Genomic DNA, 20,790 nt, shown 5'->3' with positions numbered 1-20,790 from the left:
GTCTTATCAAAAGGCAATTTTGAAACTCTGTTTATTGTGAAAATCCGGTTGTGGGCTGCAGTGATCAAGGGCCCAAAATGATTTTTCTCCTGATTTTGATTCAAGAATTACATTTAGGCTTGCAAATGCTAAATTCGTTGCGCTTTTAGCCGGTGGTGGGTTCCAGGTCGTCTTTGCGCTAAGTTCAAAAGACTGAAGGTCTTTGTTGCAATGAATACTTGGAGGAGTTTGCAGATCCAGCGGACGAAGTCCGGTGCGGCATGAGTCAAGTTGGTATAGATTCCATCCACCTTCACTTGAAAAGTTAAACTCGAAATATGGTGAGTTCGGAGTTTGATCGTAGGAAAGGAAAGCTTCAAAACAGGTGCTTTTCCAAAGCTCGTCTTTTCTACGTAAGGCCGTCTGCATTTCTGGAAGAATCAACTGCTCGACGGGTCCCTCTAAATTAAAATTCAAAGTTGTGATGCATTCCTGAGGACTCTGAAGATGTATTATTTGGGCCTTGATGCAGAATTGTTTCCAGAATTTTTTTTGATCGGCTAGATAGAATTCCGAGTTGGTAAAAAACTGCAGTTGATAATAGTCAGGATGCCTTGTCATTAGAAGGTTCCAATTGATAAGTGAAAGCGCATAGGTTCTTCAGATGGTTTAGCATCTAATTTCCATGCGAACTCAAGGTTTAAAGGACCAAAGGGAGTGACGTAACGAATGCCGAAGCCAGCAGAGTCGCGGTAGGCATCGGCAAATTTTAAACCTGAAACTTGAACCGATCCACCATCGTAGAATACGGCCCCAGCTAGGCTTCCCCAGACTGGAAAGCGAAGCTCTGATTTAACTAAATACATCGATGCACTTTTTGTCAGAATATAGTTGTCGCTGCCAAGATCGGTATTGTTGGGAAAGACCTCGCTGGTTCCGGATTCGAAACCACGAACTGTTGAGCGGCCCCCAAGGATAAAGCCCTTTTTATTGTAAGGGACGCCGCCGTCGGAACGAGTGCTTAAATTATTTAAATAACCAGCTTGAACGTTGTTGGCAAAAACCCAGGGGCCTTTCCAGAACGGAAGGTAGTGAGTAAAGCTGCCAGTGATTTTTGAATACTCGATGGTTTGCGTGGAGCCCAGAAATGGTGCCGAGTACTCGCCTTTTAAGCGTGTCAACGTACCGGTTGTGGGGTTGAAGGCGTTATCGCGGAAGTCTATATCCAGAGCTGGGCCGGTCGTGGCAATGTCAAGAAGACTCGGGGTGACGGTTCGCGTGCGATCGATTCCGAAGTCTTTTAAGGTTGCTAGCGACCAAATTTCGTAAAGGCCAGTGACATTGGGCGTGAATTCTCTTTCTAAAGAGTAGGTGGTTTGATTTGTTTCGGTCACTTTGCGAAGGTCATAATCGGTCACCGCCGTTGAACGCGAGATATTTACGCGTCCCCGAAGACGATTTAAAAATAGATGAGGTTCGAGGTAACCTGCCGTTACTGTTCGTTCTAAGTATTTAACGTCTGCGACATTGTAACGTCCTTCAAGGCGTAAGGAAACTCCGCGGCCAGTGCCCCAAAGATTGCGGTAAGCGACGCCAATGTATCCGCGTAGGGTCAATATCTGTTCGTTGTTGGCACCACCACCAAATACAAAGACTCCGGGGTCGCGCTCGCGGACTTTGACAAGCAAGGTGCGATTTGAGACCTGCGTCTTTTCCTCAAGGGTTTTTACTTCGACCGAGCTAAAATATCCTGAACGCTGAAGGCGGGCAGTCGCATCTGCCATTTTTCTTTGAGTTAATATTTCTCCGTCTTCAAGATCTAACTCGGCTAGTACTACGGGGGTTTTTGTGAAAGTATTTCCGTCAACGGCAATGGCGCTGATTTTAACTTGGGGGCCCTCTTGGATTTTAAAGACCAAAGTTGCTTGTGAGTTATCATCGTTATATTGAACTAGGTCGCCGCGCTCGTTTGATAGCTCCATCTCGATGTAGCCATTTTCTTGATAAAGCTCCTTTAAATTACGAATAGCCAATTCAATCTGCTCCAATAGAAGGGGCTGACCAGGCTTTAAGTTAACTAGGGAAGAAAGTTGTTGGGCTTCAAAGGATTGGTTTCCTTCAAAGCGAATCTCATTGACTGTCGTTAAAGGTCCTTCGTCCATATTTAAGAATAGCGTGATGCCATTTTTCTTATCGTTGTATTGAATCCGGCTCGAGATCAATTTAGCGGTTAGGTGTCCTTCGTTCTGCAATTTTAAAATCAAGTTTTTTAACCCAGAATCCAAATCCTCTTTCGCATAGAAACCTTTTTGAATCAGTTCAGAGCTGTGTTCTTGAATAAAATCATAGTACCATTTCTCGGAATGGCTGGTGCGACCACTTACTTTTACGTTTAACAAACGAATGCGCTCGCCTTCGTTAATTCGGATCTCAATTCGTTTTTGGTAGGGATCTTTGGTTCCCAATTCGACCGCATTTATATCAATCCGAGCAAAGCCCTGACTTAAATAGTACTGCCGAATTTTGTTGGCCAAATCAGAGGCGATTGCAGGATTCGACGTGAAGTAGGTATCAAGTTGAGCGATGTCTTCTAGACTTGAAGTAGATTCATTTTTATTGCCTTCAAAACGAATCAAATATTGGTCGTACTTTTCGATATTAAACTGAATTCTTGCTTGGGCTTCATCTGCGCTAAAAGAGGTTTGAGGCGATTTGAGCTCAGTGCGGAAATATGAGTTTTCAGAGAGCCATTCGCGAGATGCAGTTTGAATATCCTGAAATACTTCACTGGTCAGTGGTTTTTTCAAATAGGATTTAAGAAGTCGTTTCAGTCCGTTATTAAGCTTCTCGTTGGGACTATTGAATACGAACTCATTGATGCGAGACTGTTCTCCTTCGACGATCTTAAGCAGGATCTGATTGTTGCCGTCGTTATCCGGCTTGATTTCCAGATCGATGATCGCATTCAGCCAGGCATTGCTTTTATAAAAGTTACGAACGTTCTCGGCGCCCTCGACCAGGCCCTCTGGAGCGAAGCGATCGCCTTCCTTTAATTTGAAAATATCCCTGAGGTCTGACGTATTAACCTTCGAGTTGCCCAAAAATTCTATTTTTGAAATTCGAACTGACTTTTTAACAGAGATCATCTGCCGCCCGTTGTCTTCGGAAATGATCTGCACGATTTCAACATCAGGGTCTTGATGGATAAGCTGAATTAATTGATCGCCTTGTTCTGGTGAAAGCTCTTTGTTTTCCAGATCGGGAAACACCGCCTGCAATCGTTGTTGAAGATTATTTGGTAAAGACGAAATATCCGTTTTTGCATAAGTAGTTTTGGCCAAAGCCAAAAGAACCAGAAACGCTAAATAGGAGGTGCGCTTTCGGTTCATCTACTTAAACTCCTTCTTAAATTCCAGATCCAAACCAAATATACTTGGAGAGTTTGTTTTGGTTGTTGCAGAGGTGGCATCTGCGCTTTCTTGTGGTTGCTTTTCCTCCCAAGTACCGATCGCAGACCAGTTATTATTAATCAAATATTGAAGTTTGAAGTCAATCATTCCCTGATCCAGAGTACGACCAGCAGTGGCATTAAGGCGCTCGCTAATTTTTCGTTCGGCCACAATCTTAGGAATAGCTATATTTCGGGTTGAGTCAAAGTTTGTGGTGAACTTTAAGTTCCATCCTAGGGTTTCTGAAAGCTTTTTGTTTAACGGATTATTCGAGAAAATTGCCGCACCGATTTCGTAACCAGTTTGCGCCTGTTGGTCTTTTGACTGAACATTTTGTTCAAGGTTTGAAGAGGTAACTCCAAGAGCCAAAAGGGAAATCAAATCATTTTCTGCCAACGGAGGGATAGAGCTGAGAACAAAGTTCGGATCCTTGGCTTGTCCTTGAACTAGCAAAGAAACATCGTATTCGCCGATGCGTGATTGAGCCGAGATGAATAGCTCCGGATTGATGTCGTCGACAGTCTTAAATGTGGCACTACCAGTTATGATGTCAAAGATTTTGTCTTTAAAAGTCAGTTTAGAGTTTTTATTGAATTCAACTTTACCAATCAGGCCAGGATTTTGAGGAGCCCCTTTGACTGTCAAGCTTCCTGAAGCGCTGCCATCGGCCAAAGAGTTTTTTATCACGATATTGTGTTCCAGTTGAACTTGTAAATCCAGCACCACTGGATCAAAACTAGATTGTTTTAAGATTTTTGGAAGGTAAACGGATTGTTTAATGTTTTGAACTGAAGAGCTTTCGGTGAACTCTTTGGTTACCATTGCGCCGTCGACCTTGTAGACGCCCGAGAGAATGAATGGGAACCAGCTACCTGTAAAATTCACATCTGCATTACCTGAAGTTCGTACTTTTTCTGGGACATTGAACTTCACATTTTCAAGCTTTGCACTGATGGCGATCGGCATATTGCGAAGGCCTAGGACTTGAATGCTGCCGCCCCCGTTTAGGGTGCCCCCGGCGATTGCCGCCTTCATATTCGAAATAGAAATTTTGGACTGAGAAAATGCCACATTTGCTTGGATACGCTCAAAGGGGTGGGGGAATCCTTTGATTTTAACAAAGCCATTTAAAATATCTGCAAATCCGAAAATCTGTGGCTGTGTCAATTTTCCAGTAATGGTGGTGTTTAACGAAACGGGCCCACCAATATCTTCAAGGAATGGGGCGAGAATATGGGCAAAACGAAGATCTGCTTCAGCCTTAATATTTAAATTGAGCTTATCAGAGGTGAAGTTCTCGCCTTGAATTTTAATTATATTTCCTGGGCCTTCTAGGTTGAAGTTTTTGATATTAGCGACACCTTCGTTGAATTGAACTTCTAAAGGTAGGCTATGGGAAAGATATTGATTACCACGGCGAAGATAAAGGTTGGGGATGTATATTGAACCTGTGCTTTGGAAGAGTTTTCCCGAGTTCGAGCTAAGCTCGACTTCGCTGGTTAAAAGGCTGTCGATGTCTTTTAAATTGTTAGCGCCGGTTAACACCGCAAGAGCAGAAACGAAATTCCAGTTATCTGTTTTGATATTGATTTTAAGAGGGCTTGGGCTTTTTTCAGAACTTGGACAAGTTAAAAAGCCACGAATTTTAGATCCCATCAAAGAAAACTGCGACTTTATTATCTGATTGTCAGCGAAAAAATCGATACTGGATGGGGGAAGCTCTTGTTCGTCGACAACCGTGTCGCTGACCTGAGCTTTCGCTGTGACAATAGGGTTGCTGAGAGTGCCAGCGATCAAGGCGCTTCCAGAAATCTTTCCAAAGATTGAATTTGTGATGCTAGAGATAATATCACTTTGTTCAATAGGGAAGTTTTGAGCCGTGACAGAAAGATCCAATTTTCTTAAGGGTAAAACACCGCCGTTAAGAAGGATTAAATTTTTATTTTTCTCGAGCCGGGTCCCCTCAAGGTTGATACGACCATTTTCCGCAAAAGATTTTACATGAAGGATATCAAACTTTTCTCCGTAGATTTGAACATTTTTAAATTGTGCCTGAAGCTCATGGTTCATATTCCAGAAATCAAGAGGCCCAGAGAAACCTATTTTCCCAGAGCCAGTCCCTTTAATTTCGAATGGAACTTGGTAGATATGATTCAAAATTTCCGCTATATCGCTGATCTCGGCAGTGGGAAGCGTGAAACTGCCCTCGATGCTTGAATGATTCAGGTCCACTGAAAGTTCGCCGACGTAGGAAGTCTTTTGGTAAGCTCCAGAAGTTTTTTCTAAATATAGAATTCCTGCTTCATAGCTAAGCTGAGTCGATAGTTGTCCCAATTTGTATTTTTCAAAGATAAAATTTTTCGAATCTGCCTGAAGAGTGAATGTGGCGGCATGGGAGTCTCCAATTGTTTTACCCTGGATGGCGGCGCTGCCAACAAGGTGCAGTCCTGCAAGATTCTTCACATCATTAAAATTCAAGGCTTCGGTGTCGTAGTTGATAGAGAAACCTGATTTATAATTAATACTTCCCTGTGACTTCCCTGAACTGCTTCCTAGTTTCAGGTTGGCATTGTATTTAACTTCGTCGGCATTAATTTGAACCTGCCCTTGGGCTTTCAAGTTCTCTAGATGTAATAAAGAATTTTGTTCGTTAAGACCCGTCTTTACCACAATCGCGGGTGTTTCGATGTCTGCTTTGCAATCGTTAACTAGATTTTTGAAATTCCCTTGGCAAGAGACCTGTCCTTTTAAGTCCATCCAAACAGGGATTTTACCAATGCCTAAGTTGATCATCAGGTCGTGAAGCGAAAGCTTGTCGGTTTGAAGTTCTCCGCTATAGGAGTAGGGGGCAATAAGCTGCACGGAAAAACGGTTGACGTCGATATTTCCAGCAGGATGCTGAAGTTGAACGTCATAGAGTTCTAGGTTGCTGTTTGTCATTTTGGCCATAATTTTGGCGTCACCAATTTTAAAGCCTTCGATTTCAAAACTCTTCGTGCGAAGTTCACCTTGTGCCGAAATTTCATCGCCAAGTATTTTCATTTGAAACGAGGATTCGACTTCGCCGCCTAAAGATTTTAATTTCTGTAAAAAAGGAATAGATCGAGAAAGGGTTGGCAGATCAATATGCGTCTGTGGCTGAAGTTCAATATGGGGTTTCGTGGTCAAGGTTTTCCAATTAGGAATCAGTCCAAATATCTTAGCTTTAGCGCCAAAACCATCAAGTTCGACTTCTTGAATTGAAATGTCATTTTTATCAAGATTTAGGGCCGCTTGAAGGCTGACATCCGTAGATCCAACATGGGATTCAGTGACATTGATTTTTTCACTTTGTGCGCGTGCGAAGATTCTTCCTTTTGATTTTTCCACAGCAAGTTGAATCTTATCAGTGACGACCGAGAACTCTTGTTTTTTTGAATAAATTAAAAAGCGGGCATCCGAGACCCGTAGTTTCAAAATTGGTATTCGTTGGATCATTTTCACTATCTGCTCGGTTGGGATCTCGGTCGATGGTGAATTGTCTTCCAATAAAGGGTCGATGTTTAATTGTAAAATTGGGGATTCAATTAATAAGCCCGAAATGTCGGCACTGCCTGTCAATAGCTTAAAGGCATTGATCTTTGACTCGATGCTTTTGATTTGCACCTTTTCGATCATTCGAGCCATTTCTGATGTTTGAGGGCGAAGTTGAACCTCGGACAGTCGGATTCTAGGGGTGAAAAGATCGATGGTGAGTTGACCAATTTCTAGAGCAATAGGTGAGCTTTCCCGAGTTAATGTTTCAATTTTATTTTTTGTCCACTCTTCGAGCCAAGGATTGAGCAGGCTGAGCCACACAGTGGCGGTTGCTGCCCAAAGAGCTAAGGGAGTAAGAAGAATAATTAAAATACGTCGCATGCTACTGAGGTCCCTTCCACAGAGTGAGAAGGCTTTCACCAGATCGGTAGGCAGGGCGTGCGGCTAAAAGACTTTCCATGATTTCGATGGCTGTGTCTTTTTGGCCAAGGCCCCAATAGGCCTGAGCTCTTAGGTAGGCGGTCGCAAAAAAAGTTTCGGGATCGTGAGCATAACCAAGCTCGACTTGATTTAGTTCCGTCAGAAGCTCTAGGTAGCGGCGATTTTTTAAAAGGAAATCTAAACGCAGCCACATGATTTGTTCATCTTTTTCTGGAGCTTGTTCTAAAATCTCAAGTCCTGTTTCGTAGCCCTCGAGCACCCACGCTAAAACGGCCAACTCATAGCTCATTGTTGGATTGGCAGCTGCCGTCTCTTTTAAAGAGTTCATAGTTGCTTCGAACGATGGAATAAGTTGGGGGTCCATGGGTTCGTCTTGAGGAACGACGAGGGCTCGATGTCCAGTGCTTCGCCGAGACAAAATATCGACAGCATAGCGTTGACGGTGTTCGATGATTTCCTTTTTAACATCAGAGTCGCCTGGGTAAAGACGTTCAAGTCTTTGCAAAAGTTCTTTTTCTTTTTCAACCAGTCGTTGAATACGTAAAGTGACGAGTTGGTCTAACAAGGTTTTTTTATTTTCTGCAAAGTCTTTGTGTGTGCGATAACGAAGATCACTTCTCCATGATTTAATTTCGGGAATGATTTTCTCTCCGGTCGCAGAACGACCCAGGGCTTTTTGTAGACTTAATTCGCGGATGCCTTTTTCAAGAGCCTTTAGTTGAGACTCTGCCAGTTCGGTATTCATCAGAGCCAAAGCTTCAATAAAGTAGGGCCATGGGGCTGGAAAATTTTCGTTTGGAAGATTTCGAAGTGTGAAATCGCGCAGAGTTGCTGTGAATCCGGAATTTAAAAGAAATTTGGCAATGGCTTCGATGTTGGCACGATCGTGAAGTTGTTCGGGATCGGCCTCGACAGATTGAATCAAACGATCCGCGGCCAATGCTGTATCGCCGGTTTCTTTGATTAGGTTTTGAATTTCGATTTCAATATATCGTGACAAAAAAAAGCCCCTGCAGGTTCAACTCGTGATGCCATCTTATTTTGGCATAAACATGAGTCTTTGCAGAGGCTTAACTTAAGGCGTCAGTCTAAAGGCGAGTCCTATTTTTGGTTCACTCTTTCGACATATTCGCTGCTGTCGGTGTCGATGCGTAGAACATCACCTTCATTGATGTGAAGTGGAACGTTTACAACAAGTCCAGTTTCCATTGTTGCAGGCTTTGTTGCGCCTGTAACACGGTCACCTTTAACACCTGGATCTGTTTTAGCAACAGTCAGATTTACGGCGCGAGGAACGTCACAAGCCACGGCTTTTTCGTTGTAGAACAAGATCACGCACTTAAGACCTTCAGTCAGGAAGAAGCGAGATTCTCCAAGATCGTCCTCTGTCATTGTGATTTGTTCGTATGTTTCGTTGTTCATGAAAGAGAAGCCATTGTCATCTTTGTAAAGATAGTTCATCTCTTTGTTTTCAACGTTAGGCACTTCAAATTTTTCACCAGACTTGAAAGTCACTTCCAAGTTTTGGCTTGTTAAAAGATTGCGAAGCTTTGTTCTAGTGAACTGGTTGCCTTTACCAGGCTTAACGTGTTGGAAATCCACAACCGTGTATGGTTTTCCCTCGACCATGATCTTAAGACCTTTTTTGAAATCCGATGTTTCGTACATATTTCGTCCCCGAAGAGTTTTAGTTTCGAGGTTCCACTATAGACGAAGAGAGGGCTTAAAGGCCAGCGCGGTAATCTTCAATTCTGCGAAGCAGCAATTCGAGGGTCTCGATTTTCCGTTGTTTTGCGCTGTCTTTGCGGCTTTGCAGTGGCTTTAATGGCGTCGCCTCGTCGAGTGTTTCTTCCGACGAGATGCGGGCTTTTAACGTTTTTTGTCTGCGCATAATTTCGGCATGGTTGCCAAATTCTTTGACGGCATCTTCAAGCATCCAAAGAGCTTTTTCAAGATCGTTGCGTACAATAAAGGCATCTACAAGAGAGAGAACTCGATCCATGCCGCGAGGCATTGTTTGAGCCTCGGTTGTGCTGCCGACAAGCTGTGGAGCTGGTGTTGATGGTGTGTCCTTGGGCTTAATTGTATTGAGCTTTGCCATCTGAAAAAGCTCATCGTCGTATTCGTCAGCGGTGAGGCTTTCTAGTTTTTGCACTGCTTTTTTTGCGGTTGTTGATTGCGGGTTCATGAAGAGGACCATTTTGAAGCTTTTCAGGGCCTCTTTGGGTTCCTTTTTTGCCAAATAGATTTCTCCGCAAATTTGGTGAGCCAATAAGTTTTCGCTGGCAAGCGAGATAGCGTGTTTGAGGTGTTTCAAGGCTTCATCATAACGTTCTAGATCGCGTAAAATTTTAGCAAAGGTGACAAGGCCACTGACAAACTGCGGGTGGCGACGAACGCCTTCGCGCGCGATCTTTTCGGCCTCTTTGTGCATTCCCATCTCCCGATAGGATTCTGCCAGAGGGGCGAACACCTGACTCGATGGGTCTTTTTCCAGAATTAATTGGTATTTTTCGATCGTGCTCGTGTCTAATTTTGCCATCTGTATTTAAGACTAATTCAAATAATTGGGCAGCGCAAGGTGCTGATTGAAAACTTTCCCAGAGATTGATTGACCAAAATCATTCGTCAGTTTTCAATGGGGCGATGGCAGTAACAATTCTTGGAGTCGATCCCGGCTCGCGCATAACTGGTTTTGGAGTGATTCGAATTGAGGGTGATCGTATTGAGCACATCAATCACGGCGTCATCGTTATGGATGACAAGGGCTCTTTTTCGGGGCGGATTATTGAACTGGGATTGTCTTTCAAAAAGGTTTTACAGAAATATCAACCCAACGAAGTTGTTATCGAAAAAATCTTTCTAGGAAAGAACGCGGATAGCGCTTTTAAACTGGGGCACGCTCGGGGCGTGGTAATGTACGAGGCCGGAGCCTTCGGAGCCGAAGTTCACGAGTATTCAACCCGAGAAGTTAAAAAAGGTGTGACGGGCAATGGGGGATCTAGCAAAGAAGATGTGCAATTTGTTTTACAATCTTTGCTGAAATTGAAATCTATTGCGCGAATTGATGCTTCCGATGCTTTGGCGATGGCCGTGCATCACTCGTATGAAAAGAAAAAGAAGAAAATTTTAGAGCAGATGGTGTAATTTATGATTGGTTATCTTCGTGGAAAAATAATTGAAATTTTATCTGAAAGTGCTTTGATCGACGTGCATGGTGTGGGCTACGAAGTTCATTGCAGTCAGAATACGTTGGGCGATTTAACAGAGCTTTTAGGTAAAGAAATCATCGTTTGGATTCATACTCATGTCCGCGAAGATGCTTTACAGCTTTTCGGTTTTCATTCGAAAGCGGAAAAAAATCTTTTTTTAAGTTTATTAAAAGTAAATGGTGTTGGGCCTAAAATGGCGATCACGATGCTTTCGGGGGCGCGCCCAGAGCAGATTCAAGAGATGATTGAAGCTGGCAATGCGAAGGGTCTTTCAGGTCTGCCAAAGGTGGGGAAAAAAACTGCCGAGCAAATTATTTTAACATTAAAAGGCAAATTGGTTTCAGTAGAGCCAGAAGCAAAGCTGCGTACGGAAATTCAAACACAGATTACAAGTGCCTTGTTGAACTTGGGCTTTAAGGCACAAAGTGTGGATGATTTTGTTTCCAAACTTCCGAAGACAATTGATTTGGAAGAGGGCGTGCGTAAAGGTCTTCAGACTTTGACGGGACAGGTGTAATTCATGGGCCGAATTTTAGAAGGAGATGCTGGAGAAGGTGAAAAGAGTTGGGAAAACGAACTCCGCCCCCAGCATTTTGAGGAATTTCCCGGGCAGGAAACGGTTAAAGAAAAATTGAAAGTTTTCGTCGCGGCAGCTAAGCAGCGCGGAGAGCCCTTAGATCATACTTTATTAAGCGGGCCTCCGGGGTTGGGGAAAACAACTTTAGCAAGAATTATTGCGAATGATCTTGGTGCAGAACTTAAAGTAACCTCGGCTCCGGCAATAGATAAAAAAGGAGATTTGGCGGCTATTTTGACGTCATTGAAGCCCTTTTCAGTTTTGTTTATCGATGAAATTCATCGACTTTCTCGGCACGTTGAAGAGTATCTTTATACGGCCATGGAAGATTATTATATCGACATCGTCACTGGCGAGGGGCTTGGGGCCCGTTCTATGAAGTTTCAGTTAGCACCTTTTACTTTGGTAGGTGCCACAACGCGGGCGGGGCTTTTAAATCCTCCGTTTCGAGATCGCTTTGGAATCGTCGAGCGCTTGCAATTTTATGATCGAAAGTCGCTGCAAACGATTTTGCTCAGATCTTCTGAAATATTAAAAGTGAAGATGGATACCGACGGAGCTTTAGAGATTGCCAGACGGGCACGGGGAACTCCGCGAATCGCCAACCGCTTGCTGAAGCGAGTCCGAGACTACGCTCAGGTAAAAGGTGATGGGACTGTGACGAAAGATATCGCTCACTATGCACTGGATCAGTTAGGGGTGGACTCTTTTGGTTTGGATCTTATGGATCGTAAGATTTTACAGTTGATTCAAGATAAATACGGCGGCGGCCCTGTGGGCATTGATACCATTGCCGCAGCCCTTTCGGAAGAGCGTGATACGTTGGAAGAGGTCTATGAGCCTTTCCTTATACAAGAAGGTTTTATTCAGAAGACTCCTCGGGGAAGAATTATCACAGAATACGCAAAACAGAACTTAATGAATGAGGTCGGGAGAGACTAGATGTCACGAACTCCACTGGTTGTTGAAGTCACACGCGGAAATATTGTCGAGAGCACTCACCAAGTGATGGCTGTGGTGGCTGATTCAAATGGACATGTTGTTCATGTCTATGGGAATGCCCTTTATTTGACGTTGCCGCGATCTTCAATAAAGCCTCTGCAGGCGATGATTTTGCCAGAGTCGGGGGCGGCCCAGCGCTACAGTTTAACTTCTGAAATGCTAGCACTAGCCTGTGGTTCGCATCAGGGAACTGAAGAACATCTTCGGGTGGCTAATGAGTGGAAAGATAAAATTCAAGTTCAAGAGTCTCAGTTAGTGTGCGCAGGGCATTGGCCTTACTCGGAAAACGCAACTCATGCCATGGTCAAAAAGAACGAGCAGCCCAGTCGTTTGCATAACAATTGTTCTGGAAAGCACTTAGGTCTTTTGACGGCGTGTTTGCACACTCAATTAGATCCGCATGGTTATGATAAATACGATCATCCCTTGCAGTCTCGCTTGCGGCGAATGCTGGGCGAGATGATGCGTTTGGATCACTCAAAAATGGCCTACGGGACAGATGGCTGTGGCATTCCAACTTATGCCGTTCCTTTGCAGAATATAGCGATCGGTATGTCTTCGATGATCAATCCGAAAGAGAATGCCATTCGAAAAATGGGAGCTGATGTTTTGCTTCAGGCCATCCGCGAGAATCCTAATATGATTTCAGGTTCGGGCGATTTTACATCGGAAATTATTGCTAAGACCAAGGGGCGAGCTATCGTAAAATCCGGAGCCGAAGGGGTCTATGCGGGATTGATGCCCGAGCAAGGTTTGGCCTTTGCAGTTAAGGCCGCGGATGGCGCTGCTCGGGCGGCGAAGTTTGTGGTAGCCAGTCTTCTTCTTCAATACAAAGGAATCACTCGAGACGAGGCTTTGTCACTTTCGGAACACTTTCAGCCTCAAGTGAAGAACTGGGCTGGGACCGTTGTAGGGGCCTTGCGCTTTAAAAAGGAATAGACCTTCGAAGTGTGATTTAATAGTCACATCCATCAATATGAGAACCCCTTTTTTGCTTTCTTTGCCAAAGTTAGGTAAATTAAGAAAACTATGTTTTTACAAAAAACGATTCGTAAAAAAACGGAAGTGCGTGGGATTGGTATTCACTCTGGAGATCCTTGCACTTTGACTTTTCGTCCGGCTCCAGCTGGGACGGGGGTTTATTTTATCCGCGCAGATCTTCCGGGAAAGCCTTTCCTGAAAGTTTCAGCTCATAACGTTCAGGCGACCAGCCATCAGACGACCATTGGGGGCAGCGCCTTTTCAGTGGCTACCATTGAACATTGTTTGTCGGCACTTTCGGCGCTCAGAATTGATAATATTTTTATCGAGCTGGATGGACCTGAAATTCCGATTTGTGATGGTAGCGCCAAAGACTTTTTGTCTGCTTTGTTAGAGGTGGGCTTGGTTGAACAGGATCAGCCCCGTAAATACTGTTATATCACTCAGCCAATTTCTTATACTGACGGAGAAAAGCATGCCTATGTGGTTCCTTACCAGGGCTTGCGTTTATCCGTGACTATTGATTTTCCTCATCAGGCGATTGGGAAGCAGATCATTGATATCGATGTGAATGAAGAGTCTTTCGGGAGAGACATCGCCAGCGCGCGAACTTTTGGCTTTATCAAAGACGTCGAATTACTGCAGGCTCGGGGCTTGGCAAAGGGTGCTTCTTTGGAAAATGCCATTGGCTTGGATCACGAAAAAGTTGTCAATCCCGAGGGGTTGCGCTGGGCGGACGAGTTTGTAAGGCATAAGGCCTTGGATGCCTTGGGGGACCTGGTGACTTTAGAAATGCCACTGATGGGGCAAGTTGTATTGTACAAGGCAGGGCACGATGTGATGAATAAGCTTGTGAAAAAAATCTTAGCAAGTCCGGATTCATATCGTCATGTCGAGCTTGGCGAAGAAGTCCAAGATACAGTTTTTGGAACACGTCCGTTGATCTAATTCAGTAGCAGATGTATGTGTCCCCAATCCTCGGTTTTTAGTAAGGGGATTTGGGACTGACGAAGGCGCTGGCGAACCTCAGCATGAGGATGTCCGTATCGTGACCTTCGTGCCGATGCGATGGTTATTTTTAAATTCTTAATTTTTTCCAACAATTCTGAGGAAGTTGAAGTTTTACTTCCATGGTGACCTAGTAAAAGCCAGCGTGCCGATAGTTTATTTTTTTGCTGTCGAAGCCAGGTTTTTTCCAAGGCCATTGGGGCATCTCCGGTGGCAATTAAATCGCGGCTAGAGAGGATGATTGAAAGATCATTACTGGTGGTGGTCGCATTCTTTTTCTTTGTTGGCTTCCAAATCTCAATAAGGTCATCAATGTCTGATGCCAGCACAGTTTCAGAGCATAAAGGGATTTCTTGAAGTTGATTAAGTAGCTTTAGATGGCTTCTTTTTTGTGAATCCTTTATTGAAGCGAGACTTGCTGGGATCAAGCACAATTTTGACAGGCGACGCAGATCGAGTAAAAAACTGCGATGATCCCAGTCTGCATGGGAAAGAAGGGCATAATTTTTAAAACGGCCACAAGTTTTTTGGACTTTTAGAACCGGAGAGAACTCTCCACCAAAGTCAAAATGCAGGCAAAGTTGTTTTCTTGGATCGACAAATGAAATCCATTGTCCTTGGCCAACGTTCCAAATGATCCACTGAGGCAGTACTTCGAGTTCTACGATCTCGCGTGGGGTGAGACCTATCCAGAAGAACAAAAGCAGAAAAAGTCTTGAATGCATTTTCATATTCCATGGACTCGCGAGCGCCAGAAATGCTGGCGGTAGGTGGCAACAAACAGGTGGAGGGTCAGTGAGGTGGCAATCAAACTGATTTGAAATTTTGGAAATTGGGTCAGGCTATTTTCGATATGCAGAGATTGTAGCACGAGAGTTAGTTTTTGAATAAAGGGCTCCCAAAATGGGCTGAGAGCAAGGGGAATCAAAGCCGGCGAAAGTATCGGAGTGCTTACAATATTATAAAGCCAAGAGTGAATTGAAATGTCGGTGAATTGAAGTAAAGCCGGTGTTAGAAAAAGAGTCATTGCCAACTGCTGACAAAAGATTTTTAAGACCCAAGGATAGTCTTTAGGTAAAGGAACGGCCAGCGCCAATGAGGCCATCCAACTAAGATGGAACGACCAAGAGCTGATCCAGTTTGGAAATAATAGCAGTGTTACTGCAGAACCAATAAATATTTGAAGATCGGGCCGCAGAAGAATGTTTCTTTTTTTAAGGTAGGAGTTTGTAAAATGTTGAATTGTGATCCGAACAAGAGGTGCTTGAAAGCCCGTAAAAAGAGAAAAAAGAACTAAGCCTGAATGGATAAGCCATGTTGGACATTTCGTTTTTTTTAGAACTGCGAGGATAAATTGAAGATGGCCTCCCGAGATCACAAAAAGATGAATCAAACCGCAATGAACTAGGTTTTTTAAGAGAGTGACATCTGTGATTTTTTTTCCACACAAGATCGAATTTCTAGTATCTGAATTGCCGTAAAGCTTTTCCACTCCGGAATAGCACAGATGTTGAAAAACATGTGCTGAGTTTGTTGCCTTTGTAAGCAAGAAGTTGGGTTTAAATATGAGTAATGCTAAGGCGCACAAAAATATAAACTTCATAATGTCATACACTTAGCAATTTTAAGATTCATTTCAGAGTATGAATAAATCTGTCATAGCAAAATTTAAGAAACGAAAAACGGAATGTAAGATCTGTCATTTTTATTTAAAAAAAAGAGGCTATTTTTAAGTTATATTAAATAAATTCAATTATTTAGCTATTGAGTAAAAATGCAGCATTTCGCTGAAACCCTTGATATTCAACAGGTCTATGGTCCAGGAGAACAATATCTTAACATTTGTTGTGGAAAACTCTTTCTTGTCGTGGATTCTCTCTCCGTGTCATCATGTAATTATCTCGGGAGGTGATCAAGGATGAAGCATCTGGGAGTGTCTTTTTTGACAAGTTTATTCATTTCGGTTTTGGCCAGTGGATCAGCTCATGCTGCAAAGAGTGGCAGCGTTAATCACAAAGATGGGGCTTTGGCGGCAGCGGCCTATCACCAATCTAAAAAGGAAGCTTTGCTGGTTGAACTGACCGGTAAAGATATCAAACGGCAATCGGATGTCGAGCTTTATGCCGAGTTGATTGAGGCGCATCATAACGATGATGAGATTGGTTTTAAGAGTCGCCTGCAAAATATATTGAGTCTGCATAAACAGAGTGCCTTCGCTGATAATGCTCTTTACTTAGCTGCTCAGCGGGCTATGGATCAAAAGGACTTTGCTGGGGCTATTCGGTTTTTAGGGAAAATTGAAAAAAATTATCCACGCTCTAATAAGCTGGTCTCTGCCAAATTTTTAAAAGCCCAATGCTATAAGGCAATGAACCTGCTTTCGCAAGCAAAGCAAGCTTACGTTGATGTTCGAGTTCGATTTCCGGGCAGTCCCGAGTCTTTCCGAGCGGCTACTGAATTAAAAATTTTAAGTGCGAATTAAGCGCAGGCAAGGAAGAAGCGTGAAGAAGTATAGATTTTTGTTGGCACTTCTAGTCGTTGTTTCTTTTTCTGCTTATGCGCAGAACGAGGACGATGAATTAAGTTTAGATGACGTGGACTCCACCTCATCCAGCACCTCCGAGGTGCCAGCGCAAAATTCGAAGGACGAGTTTTCTGACTTTGAAGATGAGGTCGCAGGTAGTGTGAAAACCAATCCCACACCAGCCGAGAGTTCAAAACCAGCGGCAGAAGTCGTGTCACCAGAAGTAGCGCAGCCGGTGGCGGAACCCAGTGCACCAGCCGCGGATCCTTTAGATGTTCTAGAAGACAAAAAATCTGAAACAGCAGAAAAGGAAGCTCCGTCAGTTCCTCAGTTTACAGAAGTGCCCGAGGCAGATCAGCAAACACCTCCACCCGAGACCGAACCTATGGAGGAAATAGCGAAGCCTGAAGTTCCTGCCGAAGTTTTGAAAGAGGAAGTAAAAACGGCGGTGCGGCCATCACCTACAAAAAATGTTCTTACTCCTGACGAGCCAGATAAAGAACGCGAACTGCGCTTCCATCGCATTTATTCAAAATACAACCAGGCTCCGACCTCTGTTGAAAGCTGGGAGGCGGTCTTGGGGAATCGTAGTTCCCAGATCTATCAAGTGCAGCGCGGGGATACCCTTTGGGATGTTAGTAAAACACTTTTTGGTGACTCGAACTATTGGCCAAAAGTGTGGTCATTAAATACGGGCAGCATCTTAAATCCCCACGAAATCAGTCCAAAGCTAGAAATTCGCTTTTATCCTGGAAGTCAGGGGGATGTTCCGACCTTGGCTTTGCAGCAAAAAACGATGGTGCCTGATGTGATTGTTGTTGAACGTGAAGTTGAAGGTAAAACCGTATCGGAAAAAATCACGACGCAGGTGTTGTCTCGTCCGGTCGTGAAGTCAATTCCTGAATCATTACCTCAGTATCGATACAAATCATTGGAAGTCGCGCCTCCCTTGGATTTTGATATTCGTAGACCTGTTTATCCCGAAGCAAATCAGCCGTTGTCTTACTTTGTGTCGCAGCAGCCAGTTCAGGGGATAGGTAAAGTCATCGAGACTGAAATGGGTTTAAGTTCGGCGATGGATTATCAAAAAATCACCGTAAAATTAAATCCCGGTATTGAGCCGGGGACCTTTGGTGTTATGAAAACCAAAGAGGTCATCAATGTGTCGAAACTAAAATCTGCTCCGAAAGCCTTTATGGTAGAAGTTCAGGGAGAGATTGAAATCTTGGGCGTTGTGAACGCGAAAGAAAGCTTATATCGAGCTTTGGTAAAAAAGGCGATCAATCCCGTAGAGGTTGGAGCCGTGCTTACAAATGAGAAAATCAAGGAGTATTCGACCGCAGCCGGTGCTGTGGCCTCTGCTGGAGCTGGACGAGTCATAGGTGGCGAATGGAGTGCTCGTCGTGACTATGTTGGAACATCCAATCTGGTGTTTTTGGAGTCGACAAATGGCTCGATCGCCGAAGGTGATATCCTTAGCGTCTTAGCGAATCAAAAGTTAAGAAATTCGAATACATTAGAAACCGAGGGGGCTAGGGCCATCGGTAAAGTTCGTGTCGTTCATGTTGATGGAAAATTTGTGACCGCCTACGTCTTGCAAGCTGAAGAAGAGATTATGATGGGGGATCGGGTTGCGGGAGCTGGTTCCGAAGGAAGTAGTTTTTAAAAGTAGCATTCAAAATTGAACTAAATGTTTTCCGAAAGACGGCTCTTAAAATTAGGAGCCGTCTTTTTATTTCAAAACAACAGCACTTAAGGTTGCATGGGCCTTGCTAAGATTTTTTTCGGAGGCAAATATGCAAATTTATATTCATTTGGAACTTCTCAAGTCGCATCCACTATTTCGAAGTCAAGGTGATCGACTTCGAGAAATATTAAATGATCTTGCTCGGCAAACGCTTTTAGATGAAATGCAAAGGCTGGAGTATTTCTTGATGAGGCTGCGCAATTTCGAGCCCATGTATTTTGATTTCATCCAGAAAAATTTGGAATTCTTGAAGCGTCGCTTTGCAGAGCTCAAAGAAGCACAGCTGAAGTGGAATTTTCAATTTCTTTATTATGGTGGTGTTGGTTTTCCTCGAAGCCTTTACCGTATGAGTGATCCACCTTGGACGTTGATGGTTTGGGGAGGGCACTTGCCATGGCATGTGCGCCCAGGCATTGCTGTGGTTGGTAGTCGTGAACCAAGTGAGGATGGAATTCAATGGATGGAACAGAACTTATCTGCTTTCTTTCGACGGCAACAAGTTTTCAGTGTGAGTGGTGGGGCTCGAGGTGTCGATCAGCGTTGCCATTTTCTAAGTATTCGGACACAGACTCCGACTGTTGTTGTTTTGCCTTCAGGACTTAAAAGTGTTTATCCAAGCTCGATATTAGATTATGCCGCGGATATTTTAAATACGGGGGGATGTTTTATTTCCGAGTATTCTTACGAGGCTCCCATGCAAAAACATTTGTTTCATCACCGCAATCGCTTGATCGCAGCTTTAGCCAGCACGGTACTTGTTGTTGAGGCTCGCTACAAGAGCGGGACTATGATTACAGCTCAATTGGCAGCTGAATTGGGACGTCCAACTCTGGTTGTTCCTGGTCATCCCATGGATCCTCGCTATGCGGGCTCGCTTCAAATGATTGCCGAAGGCGGAACTATGTTGCGTGATGCTGAAGATTTGAGCTTAATTTTTGAATTGGAATCGAGCCAAGAGCAGCAAGGAGTCTACCTGTAGGGCCTCCAACTAGACATTCAACTAGCCATAGTGGCCACTGAATTGTTTGTATTTGGTTAGAATAAAAAATGAAATCTAATGAAAAAAACTTTTGCAATCTCGAAAGGATTTCTCTTAACATTAATCTTAAGGGAGGGGCGATGTGGTCAAGGATGACCGTGGTAGTAAGGATGCTGCTGCATCGCTCTGTTTTTTAATTCCAATTCCTTCTTAAAGTTTCAATTCCCAATAAGCCAAAAAGAATATTCGGAGCCCAGATTGCAGCTGCAACTGGGACTTGACCACTTCTTGCGAGACCTTCTGCAGCAACATACATCACCCAATAAAATACAATAATTCCAATACATAGAATCATGCCACCAGCTTTAGCCGCCCGTTTGTTGGTTGTCGTACCCAGGCCAACGCCGATGAGTGCAAAGACCACACATAGAATAGAAATCGCCCAACGTTTATGGTACTCGGCCTCCAGGCGAATGGATTCTTCTTGCTTGAGCTCGTTATTTTTCAATCGACTTTGAATTTCATCAAGACTCAAAGACTGAAGGGATTTTTCTCGGTCTGAAATAGGTCCTGTTGAGTTCAACTGAATGTCATAAGTGTCGAATTTGATCTTGGTATGGGTTTGTGTTTGGCGGTGTATATCGCCATCCTCCAAGCGGAGCATGACGTTTTGTTGTCCTAGTTCACCCTCGGTGATGATTCGGCCTTTTTTAGCAATGATTGTTAACGGAACGTCGCTGGAGTCTTCGTCGTAGATAAAGACTCTTTCAAGTTGACCAGTTTCCGAATTGACCTTCCCGGCATAGACGACTTTATCAAAGAAGCCTTCGGCGAAGGTTCCTTCTTTCAGGGCCACTCCGGCCTTGCTACTTCCGATACGTGAATAAAGAACTTCAAACTGTCTATTTCCCCAGGGCCCGACGTTAAAGGACATTTGGGCCGAGAAAATGCTTATAATGATGGCTAATAAAAGAGCGGGCGTTAAAATCGTTGCCATGTGAAGCCCTGAGGCTTTCATTGCGACAATTTCTGAATCCTGACTGAGACGACCATAAGTAAGTAATATTGCGAATAGTAGGCTCATCGGAAGTAGGGCGGGGAGCATCGAGATTACGACATAGCTGACGATTGTCGAAATGGTCGAAAGGTCCACGCCATGAACCAAGGCAAAGTCCGTTAGGCGCAGGATTTGAAACATCAAGATGATAGAAACAAAGACCAACAGCCCCATAAGAAAGCTTGGGAGCATTTCGAAGAAAATATACTGTGCGGCCTTCTTGCCGTTAAACATACTGAACATGGGACCATTCTATTTTAATTTTTTCCAAGTGGCTGTATTGGACCTTCAGAATTCGGCTATTGTCTAGCGTACTAT

17 protein-coding genes are annotated in these 20,790 nt (G+C 43.9%); 8 read left to right on the top strand and 9 right to left on the bottom strand.

Translation table 11 applies throughout. The features are described 5' to 3' along the window. Window positions 1-6 precede the first annotated feature (6 nt). The 6 genes from AC04MN_RS00150 to AC04MN_RS00125 form a co-directional block, all read right to left on the bottom strand. On the bottom strand, window positions 7-600 hold the full coding sequence (locus AC04MN_RS00150) for a DOMON-like domain-containing protein (RefSeq protein WP_475381159.1): 594 nt from the start codon (window positions 598-600) through the stop codon (window positions 7-9). Then, entirely contained in the window at window positions 600-3,368 is a 2,769-nt protein-coding gene (locus AC04MN_RS00145) for a POTRA domain-containing protein (protein WP_475381158.1), read from the bottom strand. Before AC04MN_RS00145 ends, AC04MN_RS00150 begins: the two co-directional genes overlap by 1 nt. After that, window positions 3,369-7,325, bottom strand: a complete 3,957-nt coding sequence (locus AC04MN_RS00140; protein ID WP_475381157.1) for a translocation/assembly module TamB domain-containing protein — start codon at window positions 7,323-7,325, stop codon at window positions 3,369-3,371. 1 nt (window position 7,326) lies between these two features. Further along, window positions 7,327-8,385: a hypothetical protein gene (locus AC04MN_RS00135; protein WP_475381156.1), complete on the bottom strand. Its 1,059-nt coding sequence runs from the start codon at window positions 8,383-8,385 to the stop codon at window positions 7,327-7,329. A 101-nt stretch (window positions 8,386-8,486) separates the two neighbouring features. Next, window positions 8,487-9,053: an elongation factor P gene (gene efp / locus AC04MN_RS00130; protein ID WP_475381155.1), complete on the bottom strand. Its 567-nt coding sequence runs from the start codon at window positions 9,051-9,053 to the stop codon at window positions 8,487-8,489. A 55-nt stretch (window positions 9,054-9,108) separates the two neighbouring features. Beyond that, the gene (locus AC04MN_RS00125; protein WP_475381154.1) at window positions 9,109-9,927 is read right to left on the bottom strand and encodes a tetratricopeptide repeat protein; all 819 of its coding nucleotides are present in this window, start codon (window positions 9,925-9,927) and stop codon (window positions 9,109-9,111) included. A gap of 104 nt (window positions 9,928-10,031) precedes the next feature. Between AC04MN_RS00125 and ruvC the strand changes: the two genes are divergently transcribed. From ruvC to lpxC, 5 genes are all read left to right on the top strand, one after another. Continuing rightward, window positions 10,032-10,532 (top strand): crossover junction endodeoxyribonuclease RuvC, encoded by a 501-nt coding sequence (ruvC, locus tag AC04MN_RS00120; protein ID WP_475381153.1) that lies wholly within the window; start codon window positions 10,032-10,034, stop codon window positions 10,530-10,532. A gap of 3 nt (window positions 10,533-10,535) precedes the next feature. Beyond that, window positions 10,536-11,114 carry a Holliday junction branch migration protein RuvA gene (gene ruvA / locus AC04MN_RS00115; protein WP_475381152.1) on the top strand — a complete coding sequence of 193 codons (579 nt, stop codon included), beginning with the start codon at window positions 10,536-10,538 and terminating at the stop codon, window positions 11,112-11,114. Between the two features lie 3 nt (window positions 11,115-11,117). Then, entirely contained in the window at window positions 11,118-12,116 is a 999-nt protein-coding gene (gene ruvB / locus AC04MN_RS00110) for a Holliday junction branch migration DNA helicase RuvB (protein ID WP_475381151.1), read from the top strand. Further along, on the top strand, window positions 12,117-13,115 hold the full coding sequence (locus tag AC04MN_RS00105) for an asparaginase (RefSeq protein WP_475381150.1): 999 nt from the start codon (window positions 12,117-12,119) through the stop codon (window positions 13,113-13,115). Window positions 13,116-13,205: 90 nt separating this feature from the next. Beyond that, on the top strand, window positions 13,206-14,105 hold the full coding sequence (gene lpxC / locus AC04MN_RS00100; RefSeq protein ID WP_475381149.1) for a UDP-3-O-acyl-N-acetylglucosamine deacetylase: 900 nt from the start codon (window positions 13,206-13,208) through the stop codon (window positions 14,103-14,105). On the opposite strand, the gene AC04MN_RS00095 is transcribed toward lpxC, so the two are convergent. Together AC04MN_RS00095 and AC04MN_RS00090 are read right to left on the bottom strand one after the other, a co-directional pair. Then, entirely contained in the window at window positions 14,102-14,890 is a 789-nt protein-coding gene (locus tag AC04MN_RS00095) for a ComEC/Rec2 family competence protein (RefSeq protein WP_475381148.1), read from the bottom strand. The two genes, lpxC and AC04MN_RS00095, sit on opposite strands and share 4 nt — an antisense overlap. A gap of 2 nt (window positions 14,891-14,892) precedes the next feature. Then, on the bottom strand, window positions 14,893-15,768 hold the full coding sequence (locus AC04MN_RS00090) for a ComEC/Rec2 family competence protein (protein WP_475381147.1): 876 nt from the start codon (window positions 15,766-15,768) through the stop codon (window positions 14,893-14,895). A gap of 315 nt (window positions 15,769-16,083) precedes the next feature. Here AC04MN_RS00090 and AC04MN_RS00085 point away from each other — a divergent pair, with 315 nt between their 5' ends. From AC04MN_RS00085 to AC04MN_RS00075, 3 genes are all read left to right on the top strand, one after another. Continuing rightward, window positions 16,084-16,647, top strand: coding sequence for a tetratricopeptide repeat protein (locus tag AC04MN_RS00085; protein WP_475381146.1), 564 nt, complete (start codon window positions 16,084-16,086; stop codon window positions 16,645-16,647). 19 nt (window positions 16,648-16,666) lie between these two features. Next, window positions 16,667-18,355: a LysM peptidoglycan-binding domain-containing protein gene (locus AC04MN_RS00080; RefSeq protein WP_475381145.1), complete on the top strand. Its 1,689-nt coding sequence runs from the start codon at window positions 16,667-16,669 to the stop codon at window positions 18,353-18,355. 130 nt (window positions 18,356-18,485) lie between these two features. After that, window positions 18,486-19,415: a DNA-processing protein DprA gene (locus AC04MN_RS00075; RefSeq protein ID WP_475381144.1), complete on the top strand. Its 930-nt coding sequence runs from the start codon at window positions 18,486-18,488 to the stop codon at window positions 19,413-19,415. A 193-nt stretch (window positions 19,416-19,608) separates the two neighbouring features. Here the strand turns inward: AC04MN_RS00075 and lptF are convergent, their stop codons facing one another. Next, a complete protein-coding gene (gene lptF / locus AC04MN_RS00070) occupies window positions 19,609-20,715 on the bottom strand; it encodes an LPS export ABC transporter permease LptF (RefSeq protein ID WP_475381143.1) in 1,107 nt (368 codons plus the stop codon). Between the last annotated feature and the right edge of the window lie 75 nt (window positions 20,716-20,790).

The organism is Bdellovibrio sp. ZFWA1 (genome assembly GCF_056175665.1).
Note: the sequence above shows the minus strand (reverse complement) of the source record. Positions and strands in the feature narration are given on the sequence as shown.